General features: G+C 61.9%; 14 protein-coding genes. All 14 read left to right on the top strand.

From position 1 onward, the window contains the following. Window positions 1-191 precede the first annotated feature (191 nt). The 14 genes from AC07NR_RS07250 (at window position 192) to AC07NR_RS07185 (ending at window position 13,299) form a co-directional block, all read left to right on the top strand. On the top strand, window positions 192-1,088 hold the full coding sequence (locus AC07NR_RS07250) for a VOC family protein (RefSeq protein ID WP_495078200.1): 897 nt from the start codon (window positions 192-194) through the stop codon (window positions 1,086-1,088). 11 nt (window positions 1,089-1,099) lie between these two features. Beyond that, complete coding sequence (locus tag AC07NR_RS07245; protein WP_495078199.1) at window positions 1,100-1,981, top strand: CoA transferase subunit A; 882 nt, start codon at window positions 1,100-1,102, stop codon at window positions 1,979-1,981. A 12-nt stretch (window positions 1,982-1,993) separates the two neighbouring features. Then, window positions 1,994-2,788: a CoA-transferase subunit beta gene (locus AC07NR_RS07240; protein WP_495078198.1), complete on the top strand. Its 795-nt coding sequence runs from the start codon at window positions 1,994-1,996 to the stop codon at window positions 2,786-2,788. A gap of 24 nt (window positions 2,789-2,812) precedes the next feature. Further along, complete coding sequence (locus AC07NR_RS07235) at window positions 2,813-3,685, top strand: enoyl-CoA hydratase (protein ID WP_248739732.1); 873 nt, start codon at window positions 2,813-2,815, stop codon at window positions 3,683-3,685. Between the two features lie 2 nt (window positions 3,686-3,687). Continuing rightward, window positions 3,688-4,755, top strand: coding sequence for an NAD(P)H-dependent flavin oxidoreductase (locus AC07NR_RS07230; protein WP_495078197.1), 1,068 nt, complete (start codon window positions 3,688-3,690; stop codon window positions 4,753-4,755). Window positions 4,756-4,766: 11 nt separating this feature from the next. Then, a complete protein-coding gene (locus AC07NR_RS07225; protein WP_495078196.1) occupies window positions 4,767-5,522 on the top strand; it encodes an enoyl-CoA hydratase family protein in 756 nt (251 codons plus the stop codon). Window positions 5,523-5,532: 10 nt separating this feature from the next. Next, the gene (locus AC07NR_RS07220) at window positions 5,533-6,699 is read left to right on the top strand and encodes an acyl-CoA dehydrogenase family protein (protein WP_495078195.1); all 1,167 of its coding nucleotides are present in this window, start codon (window positions 5,533-5,535) and stop codon (window positions 6,697-6,699) included. 10 nt (window positions 6,700-6,709) lie between these two features. Further along, the gene (locus AC07NR_RS07215) at window positions 6,710-7,765 is read left to right on the top strand and encodes an acyl-CoA dehydrogenase family protein (RefSeq protein WP_495078194.1); all 1,056 of its coding nucleotides are present in this window, start codon (window positions 6,710-6,712) and stop codon (window positions 7,763-7,765) included. Window positions 7,766-7,843: 78 nt separating this feature from the next. Further along, the gene (locus AC07NR_RS07210) at window positions 7,844-8,992 is read left to right on the top strand and encodes an acetyl-CoA C-acetyltransferase (RefSeq protein WP_248739727.1); all 1,149 of its coding nucleotides are present in this window, start codon (window positions 7,844-7,846) and stop codon (window positions 8,990-8,992) included. 25 nt (window positions 8,993-9,017) lie between these two features. Further along, window positions 9,018-9,893 carry an SDR family oxidoreductase gene (locus tag AC07NR_RS07205; RefSeq protein WP_495078193.1) on the top strand — a complete coding sequence of 292 codons (876 nt, stop codon included), beginning with the start codon at window positions 9,018-9,020 and terminating at the stop codon, window positions 9,891-9,893. A 281-nt stretch (window positions 9,894-10,174) separates the two neighbouring features. Continuing rightward, on the top strand, window positions 10,175-10,843 hold the full coding sequence (locus AC07NR_RS07200) for a GntR family transcriptional regulator (protein ID WP_495078192.1): 669 nt from the start codon (window positions 10,175-10,177) through the stop codon (window positions 10,841-10,843). Window positions 10,844-10,922: 79 nt separating this feature from the next. Next, window positions 10,923-11,729, top strand: a complete 807-nt coding sequence (locus AC07NR_RS07195) for an ABC transporter substrate-binding protein (RefSeq protein WP_495078191.1) — start codon at window positions 10,923-10,925, stop codon at window positions 11,727-11,729. Between the two features lie 11 nt (window positions 11,730-11,740). Then, window positions 11,741-12,517: an amino acid ABC transporter permease gene (locus tag AC07NR_RS07190; RefSeq protein WP_085709894.1), complete on the top strand. Its 777-nt coding sequence runs from the start codon at window positions 11,741-11,743 to the stop codon at window positions 12,515-12,517. A gap of 2 nt (window positions 12,518-12,519) precedes the next feature. Then, on the top strand, window positions 12,520-13,299 hold the full coding sequence (locus AC07NR_RS07185; RefSeq protein ID WP_495078190.1) for an amino acid ABC transporter ATP-binding protein: 780 nt from the start codon (window positions 12,520-12,522) through the stop codon (window positions 13,297-13,299). Window positions 13,300-13,310 lie beyond the last annotated feature (11 nt).

Here is a 13,310-nt window from a genome sequence, read left to right as displayed (position 1 = left end):
GCTGGAACGGAATCCAGTCCCCATTTCCAACGGGTCCCCAAGGCCCGTTTTTTTATGCCTGCTTTCCGGGGCTGCGCTAGTCCCATTGGACGATGTTTCCCCTCTGCGAACCCGTTTGAATAGGCCTCGATACAGTCCCCCCGGCATTTGCCGTCGGGCGGCTCGGCCTGAGAACAACGAGGAGTGCATCCATGGATATCCGTGGTCTGGGTTACGTCACCCTGTTATCCAGCGATCTGGCGCAGTGGCGGCAGTACGCAAGTCAGGTGCTCGGCATGATGGTTGCTGGCAGCAATGACGATGAGCGTCTGTACCTGAAAATGGACGAACGCCACCACCGGATTCTGGTGGAGAAAAACACCGAGAACGGCTTCGGCGCCTGCGGTTGGGAAGTGTCGGGCAAAGCGGCGCTTGAACAGGCGGTCAGCGAGCTGGAACGTGCCGATGTGCAAGTCGTCCGTGGCACCGAGGCTCAGGCCCGGGACCGTAAAGTCCAGGAACTGGTGCACTTCAGCGATCCGGATGGCAACCGCCACGAACTGTTCTGGGGCCCGTTGCAGGACTTCGCACGTTTCGTTTCGCCGGTCGGCGTAAAGGGCTTCGTCACCAATGAACTGGGCATGGGCCATGTGGTGCTGCCGGCGCCGAGCTTCGATCGTTGCCGGGATTTCTACGAACAGGTGCTCGGTTTCGGCCTGTCGGACCTGATGAAAGTCCGCTTCACACCGGATCCGGCCGAGCCGCAAAAACGCATTCACTTCCTGCATTGCAACAACGGTCGTCACCACTCGCTGGCGATTTTCGAGTGCCCGATGCCTCACGGTTGCGTGCACATGATGGTCGAGGTCAACGCCCTGGATGAAGTGGGTCGGGCCCTCGACCGGGTGCAGGCCAACGGCGTGAAGATGTCCGCCACCCTCGGCCAGCACACCAATGACCAGATGATCTCGTTCTACATCAAGACCCCGTCCGGGTTTGACCTGGAATACGGCTGCGATGGCCTGGTGGTCGATTGGGATCAGCACACGCCGTTCGAAAGCACCGTGGTCAGCCACTGGGGCCATGACTTCAGTGTCGGTCGCCAATGAGGAATACGACGATGGACAAGCGAATGACCACGGCCGAAATGGTCGGCCAGCTGCGTGACGGCATGACCATCGGCATCGGTGGCTGGGGCCCGCGGCGCAAACCCATGGCGCTGGTGCGGGAGATTTTGCGTTCGGACCTCAAGGACCTGACTCTGGTCGCCTATGGCGGCGCCGATGTCGGCATGCTCTGCGCGGCCGGCAAGATTCGCAAACTGGTGTTTGCCTTCGTGTCGCTGGATTTCATTCCGCTGGAACCGTACTTCCGCAAGGCACGTCAGGACGCGGCGCTGCAAGTGATGGAAATCGATGAAGGCATGCTCTTGCTCGGTCTGCGTGCCGCTGCGATGAAGGTGCCGTTCATACCGACGGCCGTGGGGTTGGGCACCGATGTGCTGAAGCACAACCCGCAAATCAAGTTGATCGACTCGCCTTATGCCGACAACAAGCAATGGGTCGCCATGCCGGCGCTCAAGCTCGATGCGGCGCTGATTCACGTCGACCGCGCCGATGTGCGCGGTGTGTGCCAGATCAGCGGTCCCGATCACTACATGGACGACTTGCTCGTGCGCGCCGCGACCCACAGTTACGTGACCTGTGACGAACTGGTCGACAGCGACTACTTCCATGCCGATCCGGCCCGGGCGCATCAGGTGTTCTGGGAACGCAACCTGACCACCGCCGTTGCCCACGTGCCGGGCGGTGCGCACCCGTCGTCCTGCGCGCCGCTGTACGGCTTCGATGTCGCGCATTTCAAGGCCTACAACGCGTCTGCCCAGGCGGCCGAGGGTTGGCAGGACTACGTCCGCGACTATGTCGACTGCACCCACGAACAGTATCTGGACAAGGTCGGCGGCCTGAACGCCATCCGCAAGCTTCCTTTGCCGGTCTACTAAGCGAGCCTAGACATGACGACTTCTGCAACGACTTACAGCCTCGCCGAGCTGATGATCTGCGCCGCTTCCGAGTCCTGGTGCGATGACGGCGAGGTGCTTGCCACCGGGATCGGAGTGATTCCGCGACTGGCCGCTTCATTGAGCATGCTGACCAGCAATCCGCAATTGCTGATGACCGACTCCGAAGCTTACATGGTTGCCGAGCCGGTGCCGTTGGGCGCACGCAACGGCTACGAGCCAAAGCGCGACAGCTGGATGGGCTTTTCGCGGATTTTCGACAACGTCTGGAGCGGCAAGCGCCACGCTTTGGTCGGCCCGACGCAAATCGACCGCTTCGGCCAGGCGAACATTTCCTGCATCGGTGACTACACCAAACCCAAGGCACAAATGCTCGGCGTGCGGGGCTTTCCCGGTAACTCGATCAGCCATGCCAACTCGTTCTGCGTGCCCAGCCACAACCGTCGGGTGTTCGTCGAAGGCGAGGTCGATATGGTCGCCTCGGTCGGCTACAACCCGGCGCGCCTGGCCCGGGGCTGGTCGCTGGACGAGATCGATATTCGCCTGATCGTGACTGATCTGTGCGTGCTGGATTTTCTCGGCCCGCAACGGCAAGTGCGCATCCGTTCGCTGCACCCCAGCGTGACCGTCGAGCAGGTGCAGGACAACACCGGGTTCGAGCTGCATGTGCCACAGGATTGCCCGACGACAGCGGCACCCACAGCCGAGCAGTTGCAACTGATCGGGCGACTGGACCCGCATAACCTGCGCGCCAGTCAGCTCAAAGACAACCCGCCGGGCCAGCGCTGAGTCGCACCGTTTCGGAGAAAAGTGATGGCTGAACATAACGATAATAATGCCGCCGACGTGGTGCTCTACGAGGTACGCGGGGAGGTGGCGCTGGTCACCATGAATCGCCCCGAGTACCACAATGCCCAGAACTCGCAGATGACCTACGCGCTGGACGCGGCGTTTCGCCGTGCCTGCGATGACGACGAGGTGAAAGTCATCGTGCTGCGCGGGGCCGGCAAGCACTTTTCCGCCGGGCATGATATTGGCACGCCGGGGCGGGACGTTCACAAGACGTTCGACCGCGCGAGTCTCTGGTACGACCACACCAACAAACCCGGCGGTGAGTTTCTTTACGCCCGGGAGCAGGAAGTCTATCTGGGCATGTGCCGGCGCTGGCGCGACATGCCCAAGCCGACCATCGCCATGGTGCAGGGCGCGTGCATTGCCGGCGGGCTGATGCTGGCGTGGGTCTGCGACCTGATTGTGGCCAGCGAGGATGCGTACTTTGCCGATCCGGTGGTGCGCATGGGCATTCCCGGGGTCGAGTATTTTGCCCATGTGCATGAACTGAACCCGCGTATCGCCAAGGAATTTCTGTTCCTCGGCGAACGCATGCCGGCGGCGCGCGCCTATCAGATGGGCATGCTCAATCGGGTGGTGACTCGCGAATCCCTCGAACAGGAAACCCTCGAGATCGCCGGGCGCATCGCCCAGATGCCGCGCCTGGGCCTGCAACTGAGCAAGCAGGCGGTCAACAACGCCGAAGACCTGATGGGCAAGCGCGCGACCATGGACATGGTCTTCGGCCTGCACCATTTCGCCCATGCCCACAACGAACTGGTGTCCGGCGACCGGCTCGGTGGTTACGACGCCAGGGCCATGGCCAGCTCGCAACGCTCCACAGGTGGGGCGTGAATATGGCGATCTCTTTGAATACCCGGCTGACCGAGTTGCTCGGCTGCCGTTATCCGATCATCCAGACCGCGATGGGCTGGGTGGCTGACCCGAAACTGGTGGCCGCCACCAGCAATGCCGGCGCCTTCGGTTTTCTCGCCGGCGCGACCATCGAACCGCAGCACATGGAGGCTGCGATTCTTGAAACCCGGCGCCTGACGGATCAGCCGTTCGGGGTCAATTTCCATATGTACCAGCCCAACGCCGACGACATCGTCGAGTTGGTGCTGCGCCACAAAGTGCGGGCGGTCAGCTATAGCCGTTCGCCCGGCAAGCAGATGATCCAGCGGCTGAAGAATGCCGGTGTGGTGTGCATTCCCACGGTGGGCGCGCTGAAACACGCGCAGAAAGCCGTGGAAATGGGCGCCGATGCCGTCACCGTACAGGGCGGCGAGGGCGGGGGGCATACCGGTTCGGTGCCGACGTCGTTGCTGCTCGATCAGGTGGTCAACGCAGTGTCGGTTCCGGTGGTGGCGGCCGGCGGTTTCAAGGACGGCAGAGGGCTGGTGTCGGCGCTGGCTTATGGCGCCGAAGGCATTGCCATGGGCACGCGGTTTCTGATGTGTGCCGAAAGCCCGGTGCCGGCGCAGACCTTGGCGCGTTACCTGGCGATCAAGGACCCGGCGGCGATCATCGTCAGCCGCGCCATCGACGGCATGCCGCAACGCATGATCCGCAATGAATTGCTCGACCGACTGGAAACCAGCGGCGTGTTCAAACGCTGGGTGCTCGCGGTGCGCAGCGGTCTGGCTTACCGCCGCCTCAGCGGCATGAGTTTGACTCAGTTGCTTTCCAGCGCTCTGAAAATGCGCAGCAGCGGAGACCTGACTGCCGCGCAAAGCATCATGGCCGCCAACGCACCGATGGTCATCCAGAAAGCCATGGTCGACGGATTGCCCGCCGAAGGCGTGTTGCCTTCGGGGCAGGTCGCGGCCTCCATCGACAGCCTGCCGAGCTGTGCCCAATTGATCGAGCAGATCGTTCGTGACGCCGAATTGCGTCTGGACGAACTCTGCCGTCGCGTGTCGTGAAAGGAAAAAACATGCAGCCATTCAGCGTCAGTATCGATAACGGCATTGCCGAACTGGTGTTCAACCAGCCGCCGGTCAACGCCTTCAACTGCCGGACCTGGGCCGATATCGCCCGTGAAATCGAAGGGCTGGGAACCGACAGTCGCGTGCGGGTCATCGTGATCCGGGCCGAAGGTCGCGGCTTCTGCGCCGGGGTCGACATCAAGGAACTGGCCGCCGACGGCAACCTGATCGTCGCGGTCAACAAGGGCAACTACGACAGTTTCAAGGCCATTCACCGCAACCCGAAACCGGTGATCGTGGCGGTGCACGGTTTTGTGCTCGGCGGCGGCATCGGTCTGTGCGGCGCTGCCGACATTGTCGTGGCCTCCGAGTGCGCGACTTTTGGCGTTCCGGAAGTTGACCGGGGCGCCATGGGCGGTGGCGCGCATTTGCAGCGGTTGTTCCCGGTGCAGAAGGTCCGGCACATGTACTTCACCGGCGAGCCGATCAACGCGACCGAAGCCTGGCGCCTCGGAGCAGTGGAGCGCGTGGTCAAGCGCGAAGACTTGCGTGAAGCCGCGTTGCAGATCGCCCGTACCATCGCGGCCAAGAGCCCGGCCATGATCAGCCTCGCCAAGGAAGCACTGAACGGCATCGAGGACGGCAATCTGGAAGACAAGTATCGCTGGGAGCAGGGCTTCACGCTTGAAGCCTATCGCTCACTGGATTCACAGGAAGCACGGGACTCGTTCATCGAGAAACGTGATGCCCGGTTCAACGGCTGAAGGTGCTCACATGGATCTGACTTATACCCCGGCCCAACAGGCCTTTCGCGCCGAAGCACGGGCATGGCTGACGGCCAACGTGCCGCGCGAGCCGCTGCAATCATTCGACACCGAGCAAGGTTTTGCTCAACACCGAGCCTGGGAAAACCGCCTCAACGACGGACGCTGGGGCATGGTCACCTGGCCGGTAGAGCTGGGCGGGCGCGGTTGCGACTTGATCGAGTGGCTGATTTTCGAGGAGGAGTATTACCGCGCCGAGGCGCCTGCACGGGTCAATCAGAACGGCATTTTCCTGCTCGGCCCGACGCTGATGGAATACGGCAGCGAAGCCCAGAAAGCGCGCTTTCTGCCGCGCATGGCCACCGGTGAGGACATCTGGGCCCAGGCCTGGTCCGAACCGGGGGCGGGTTCCGACATGGCGGCGATCCGTTCGCGGGCTGAACGGGTCGGCGATCACTACGTCATCAACGGCCAGAAGACCTGGTCGACCCGCGCCGTATGGGCCGACTGGGTGTTCGGGATCTTCCGCACCAATCCGAACTCGCAACGTCATCATGGCCTGACGTTCATTCTTCTGCCGCTGGATACGCCGGGAATCACGGTGCGGCCGATTCCTCAGCTCAACGGCTTGCCCGGGTTCGCCGAAATCTTCTTCGACGACGTCAAGGTCCCGGTGGAAAACGCGCTGGGCGGCGAGGGCATGGGCTGGCATGTGGCGATGTCCACCGCCGGCTTCGAGCGCGGTTTGCTGCTGCGTTCCCCCGCACGCTTTCAGGAAACCGCCCGGCGTCTGGTGCAGTTGTATCAGGCCAATCGCGAGCAGGCCGACCGCGACCCGGCGATTGGTGAGGCGGTAATGCGCGCCTGGCTCGACGCCGAGGCCTACACCCTCAACACCTACCGCACCGCGTCGCAGCTGGTGCAGGGCGGCAAGATCGGGCCGGAATCCTCGACCAACAAAATCTTCTGGTCGGAGCTCGATCAGCGCATGCACGACACCGCCATGAGCATTCTCGGCCTGCGTGGCGAACTGCTGCCTGAAGCCCCGGCGGCGGGCGATGTCGGTCACTGGCTGGAAGGTTTTCTGTTTGCCCAGGCCGGGCCGATCTACGCCGGCACCAACGAGATCCAGCGCAACATCATTGCCGAACGCATGCTCGGCATGCCGCGTGCTTGAGGAAGAGACCATGGACTTTAATTTCAGCCGCGACCAACTGCTGTTCCAGGACAACGTCAGGCATTTTCTGATCAACGAAGTGACGCCGGAACGCATTCGCGAACTCTGGCAGACCGAGAGCGGGCGCAGTGATGAGCTGTGGGCGCAATTGGTCGAGTTGGGGCTGACCGCACTCACCGTTCCCGAAGCGTTTGGCGGAATGGGCATGAGTGAACTGGACTTCGTGCTGCTCGCTCAGGAATGCGGCTATGCCGGACTGCCCGAGCCGCTGGTGGAGACGATGCTGGTGGGTGTGCCGTTGCTCGCGGGTCTTGATGAGCGCCACGCGGCACTCAAGCAGGACTGGCTTGGGCGTATCGCAGAAGGCAGTGCACGACTGGCGGTGGCCGAACCGGGTAATCCGCTGGTCAGCGATGCCCATGTCGCCGATCTGCTGTTGTTGGCTCATGGCGATGAGGTGCATGCGGTCGAACCGGGTGCGGTGCAGTTGACCCGCAACGTGTCGGTCGATCCGGCTCGGCAGTTGTTCCAGGTCTCCTGGACTCCGTCGCCTGCGACCTGCGTGGCCTCCGGCGAACAGGGGCGGCGACTGTGGGTGGAGGCGGTTGATCGTGGCGCGCTGGGCAGTGCCGCGCAGATGTTGGGGCTGGCCAAACGCATGGTCGATCTGGCGGTGGACTACACCTTCGAGCGCAAACAGTTCGGCAAACCGGTGGGGTCGTTTCAGGCGGTCAAGCATTTGATGGCGAATGTCGCGGTGCAGATCGAGTTCGCCAAGGGGCCGCTGTATCGCGCGGCCTATGCTGTCGCCGAACAGCAGCCGAACCGCTCGGTGCTGGTTTCCCACGCGAAACTGGCGGCCTCGGAAGCCGCCATGCTTGCCGCAAAAAACACTATTCAGGCCCACGGCGCCATGGGCTACACGTGGGAAGTCGATCTGCACCTGTTCATGAAACGCGCCTGGGCGCTGGACAAGGTCTGGGGCGATCGCGGTGCTCACAAAGAGCGGATCCGTACAGCCTTGTTCGACGGCCAATGCGCACTGGGCGCAGGAAGCACTTTCTAGACCGATGCCATGTGGGAGCGAGCTTGCTCGCTCCCACAGGTTCTCGGCCTATCTTCAACCTTCGCACTGAGGTAGACGATGCCTGAAGCTTATATTGTCGACGCCCTGCGTACGCCTACCGGGCGGCGCAAGGGTGGTTTGAGCCATATTCACGCGGCCGATCTGGGCGCCCACGTCTTGCGAGCGCTGGTCGAGCGCAACGGCATTCCCGATGAGGATTACGACGACGTGATCTTTGGCTGCGTCGATACGATCGGCCCGCTGGCCGGGGACATTGCGCGCACCAGTTGGCTGGCTGCCGGGTTGTCGCAATCGGTCCCCGGCACCACGATTGATCGCCAGTGCGGCTCGTCCCAGCAAGCGGTGCACTTTGCCGCGCAAGCGGTGATGAGCGGCACCCAGGACGTGGTCATTGCCGGTGGCGTGCAGACCATGACGCAGATCCCGATTTCGTCTGCCATGATCGCGGCCGAGCCTTTGGGTTTCAGTGATCCGTTCAGCGGCTCCGAAGGCTGGGTACGGCGCTACGGCGCGCAACCGCCGACCCAGTTTCGTTCGGCGCAGATGATTGCCGAGAAGTGGGGATTGTCCCGCGAGCAACTGGAAGCGTATTCGCTGGAGTCCCATCAACGCGCATTGCGCGCCATCGAGGAGGGACGGTTCCTGCGTGAAATCGTGCCCCTGGCCGACGTGGTTCACGATGAAACGCCGCGTCAGACCAGCCTGGCGAAAATGGCCGAACTGGATTTCCTGTTTGGTTGCGACCGGGTGACGGCGGCGGTGTCCAGTCAGACCTGCGATGCGGCGAGCGCGATGCTGATCGTGTCCGAAGCGGCGCTCAAACGCTACGGACTGACGCCGCGTGCGCGAATCCATCACCTCAGCGTGCGTGCCGAAGACCCGATCTGGATGCTGACGGCGCCGATTCCGGCTACGGCTTATGCATTGAAGCGCGCCGGCATGAAGCTCGAAGACATTGACCGGGTCGAGATCAACGAAGCCTTTGCCTCCGTCGCCATGGCCTGGCTGAAAGAGACCGGTTATCCCCACGAACAGACCAACGTCAACGGCGGCGCGATTGCCCTCGGCCACCCGTTGGGTGCCACCGGCACGCGCTTGATGTGCAGCCTGTTGCATGAACTGGAGCGTAGCGGTGGCCGCTTCGGTTTGCAGACCATGTGCGAAGGCGGCGGGCAGGCCAACGTGACCATCATCGAACGCTTGTGAATGAAGTTTTGACGGGAGCAGCACCATGCAGATCTGTAAAAACCGTGTCGTGATCATCACCGGTGCCGGGGGAGGGCTGGGGAGGGCGTATGCGCTGGCGTTTGCCGCCGAGGGCGCGAAAGTGGTGGTCAACGACATCAACCGTGAGGCCGCATTGGCGGTGGTGGATGCCATCGAGTCCCAGGGCGGCAGGGCGGTGGCCAACAGCAACGACATCACCCGCTATGACGATGCAGCGTTGATTGTGCGCCAGGCGATCGAAACTTTTGGCGGGCTGGACGTGGTGGTCAACAATGCCGGCATCTGCCGTGACCGCATGTTCACCAGCCTGAGCGAGTCCGACTGGGACGCGGTGATGGCGGTGCACCTCAAGGGGCATTTCTGCATTTCCAGCCACGCTGCGCGGTACTGGCGTGAGCAGGCAAAGGCCGGCCAGACCGTGAGTGCGCGGATCATCAACACCAGCTCCGGTGCCGGTTTGCAGGGTTCTATTGGCCAGTCCAACTACGCCGCAGCCAAGGCCGGCATCGCTGCGCTGACGCTTGTGCAAGCGGCGGAACTCGGGCGCTATGGGATTACCGTCAACGCCCTGGCCCCGGCCGCGCGCACCGGCATGACCGAAGGGGTGTTTGCCGACGTCATGAAAAAACCGGAAGAGGGCTTCGACTACTTCGCGCCGGAGAACGTCGCACCGTTGGTGGTCTGGCTCGGTTCGCAGGAATCCGCATCGGTGAACGGGCAGATGTTTGAAGTGGAGGGTGGCAAGTTGTCGATTGCCGATGGCTGGCGTCGCGGGCCGGAACTGGACAGGCAGGGCCGCTGGGCCGTGGACGAAGTCGGCGGGGCGGTCGCGCAATTGCTGAATCGGGCGGTGCCGGCTGCGAAGGTGTATGGCAGCTGAGATACGGGCGCCTGGCATTCGCCTGCTGTTATGGCAGGCGAGTGTGCTGCCGTTTCCATGGATGTTACTTAGCTACCGTTCTGCACCTTTTCCGGTCTCGCAATGAGCCAATAGGTAGCAAATCCCGATCTTCGTGCCGGCAATTCTGATGGTTGTGCACGGCGAATTGTCTCCTTAATTCATCCGAATCAAACGCTTGGCGCGGTGCAGCAGGTTCTGGCACGCATTCTGCTTTTATGTATCCGTGGATAATTGGATACAAAAAGACAAAAGGTGCCTCCATGCAATTCGCTCCCGCCTATGAACAGCGCCAACCGATGACTGCCGAGGAAGAGGCCTACAACTTTCTTCTGGAAGGCATCTGCGGCGGTCGCTACCGCAAAGGTGACCGGCTGATCGCCGAGGACATCGCCGGCGAAATCGGCATGAGCCGGATGCCCGTGCGCGAAGCCTTTCGACGTCTCGATGCACAGGGGCTGGTGACGCTCAGGCCCAATCGCGGTGCGATTGTCAGCGGTCTGGATGTCGAGGAAATGCACGAAGTCTTCGAGATGCGCAGCGCGCTGGAAGGGCTGGCGATTCGAGTCGCCGTGCCGAAGATCGGCGAGCGTCAGTTGACGGCCCTGGAACGCCTGCTCGATGAAATGGATGACTACCGCGACGAGAGCGCGGAGTGGGTCAGTCGTCATCGCAAGTTCCATGAATACCTGTGCAGCCTCAGCGGACGACCGCGTCTGGTGAAACAGATCAGCGCGCTTTACTCGCTGATCGAAGCTCCCATGCGCCTTTGGCTACAACACGGTGAAAAGCCGCTGAGTGCACGCGAGGAACACGTGGTGATCCTCGATGCCATACGCGCCGGTGATGCGGTCAAGGCCGAAGCGGTGGTGCGCGAGCACATCGAAGGCACGGTCCCTGAGCTGATCAAGTTTCTGCAATCGGAACGATAACCACAGAGCGGGCACCAAGCCCGCCGATGTTGTGACTTTGAGAACTGCCCCGTTACTAACCGAACTGGAGTGTCTGGTCATGCATACGTCTCGCCTGTTGTTGGCTGCAATTTCCCTGGGGCTCTGTACGCAGTGGGCGGTTGCCGCACCCACCGTGCCGGAGCGTTTGCTCAAGGTCGACAAACTGACCTATTGCTCGGGCATGGATTCGCCGCCTCTGGTTTCCTTCGATGAAGCGCAAAAGCCCAAGGGCCTGACCGTCGACCTGGGCCTGGAAGTCGCCAAACGTCTGGGGGACAAGAAGGTCGAGTGGCGGGTGATTCCGTTCTCCGGATTGCTGCCGGCGTTGCTGGCCAAGCAGTGCGACATGATCGTCGACCAGCTGTTCGACAAGCCCGAGCGCCGCGAGGTGATCGACATCGTCAACTACATGTATTCCAGCCAGGCGGTGGTAGTGCCCAAGGGCAATCCGAAAGGGCTCAAGACCCTGGCTGATCTCAGCGGGCACAAGATCGCGGTGCTCAACGGTTCGACCATCAAGACCTTGCTCGATACCGAGAACGAAAGCCTGACCAAGGCCGGCAAGCCGCCGATGAAACTGGTGGTCTACAACACCGACACCGATGCATTCCAGGCCCTGCGGATCAATCAGGTCGATGCTTACGGCACAACCGTCGAAACCGCCGGTTATTACGCCGCCATGGCCCCGGACCTGTTCGAGGAAGGCGTTCCGGCCTTCAGCCGGATTCTCACCGGACTGGGCATTCGCAAGGACGATCCGCAACTGAGTGCCGCCGTGCAGCAGGTGATCACCGACATGCGCAGCGACGGCAGCTACAACCAGCTCCTGAGTAAATGGCACGTCTCCAGCGACACTCTCGATTGAGGTCAGCGTTGATGAACTTCAATTGGGATGTGTTCTGGCAGTACCTGTTGCAGCCCAGCGGGGTCTACCTCACCGGGCTCTGGCTGACGTGCCTGATCAGTGTGCTGGCCATGTTATTGGGTTGTGTTTTGGGGCTGGCCGCTGCGCTGTTGCGGTTATCGAAGAACCCGTTGCTGCATCTGCCGGTGCGCTTTTATGTGTGGCTGATGCGCGGGACGCCGTTGCTGGTGCAGATCGTGTTCCTTTACACGGCGCTGGCGGCGGGCGGGATTTTCCGCTTCGAAGACATCGAGCTGTTCGGGCTGGTGGTCCCCGGCAATATTCAGGCTGCAATCATCGCACTGGGCCTGAACGAAGGCGCGTACATGGCCGAGATCATTCGCGCCGGTATTGGTGCCGTCGACAAGGGGCAATACGAGGCCGGGCGTTCCCTGGGCATGACCTTCGCCAAGCTGATGCGCCGGATCGTTTTGCCGCAGGCGTTTCGGGTCATCGTTCCGCCGCTGGGCAACGAGTTCAACGTGATGCTTAAAAACACCACGCTGGTCAGTGTGATCGGCGTGCAGGAGTTGCTGCTCAGCACGCAAATGGTCACTTCGGCGACTTTCCGGGTGTTCGAGTTGTACCTCGTGGTGGCGATCTATTTCCTGTTGCTCACGACGCTGTGGGGCTTTTTCCAGCGCTGGCTGGAGACGCGCTTCGGCCAGTCGGATCGACCTTCGTCGCCGCCGCCGGCATCCAGCCGGATGTTCGGTCGCAGCACGCTGAAACTGCTGAGGGGACGTTAACCATGGCGCATCAAAGTGACGAACTGATCATCGAAGCGCTGAACATTCACAAGTCGTTCGGCAACCTCGAAATTCTCAAAGGGATTTCCCTGCAAGTCCGGCGCGGTGAAGTGGTGGTGCTGATCGGCGCCTCGGGGGCGGGCAAAACCACGTTTATCCGCTGCATCAATTTACTGGAAGAGATTCAGTCCGGGCAGATCCGGGTCAACGGGCAGTCCATGGGCTACCGCACGAAGGCCGATGGCAGCCTGGTGCGGGATTCGGAACGCAACATCGCCCGTCAGCGGCGGGACATCGGCATGGTGTTCCAGCGCTTCAATCTGTTCCCGCACATGACCGCACTGGAAAACATCATCGAAGCCCCGATTCAGGTGTTGGGTGTGCCGCGCAAGGCAGCGGAGGAACAGGCGCGGGCACTGCTCAAGCGTGTCGGATTGGCCGAGAAGGCCAACCATTACCCGTCCATGCTTTCCGGTGGCCAACAGCAGCGGGTGGCGATTGCCCGGGCCCTGGCCATGAAGCCCCAGGCGATGCTGTTCGACGAACCCACCAGCGCCCTGGACCCGGAAACCGTCGGTGAGGTCCTGCAGGTGATGAAGGAACTGGCGGAGGAGGGCATGACGATGGTGGTGGTCACCCATGAAATGGGTTTTGCCCGTGAGGTCGCGGACCGTGTGGTGGTGCTCGACCAAGGTGAACTGATCGAACAGGGCCCACCGGAACAGATTTTCAGTCACCCCACCCATCCCCGTACCCAAGCCTTTCTCAGCCGCGTGCTGTGAGACTCACAAGG

This window comes from Pseudomonas sp. GW821-FHT09C09 (assembly GCF_059418105.1).
Note: the sequence above shows the minus strand (reverse complement) of the source record. Positions and strands in the feature narration are given on the sequence as shown.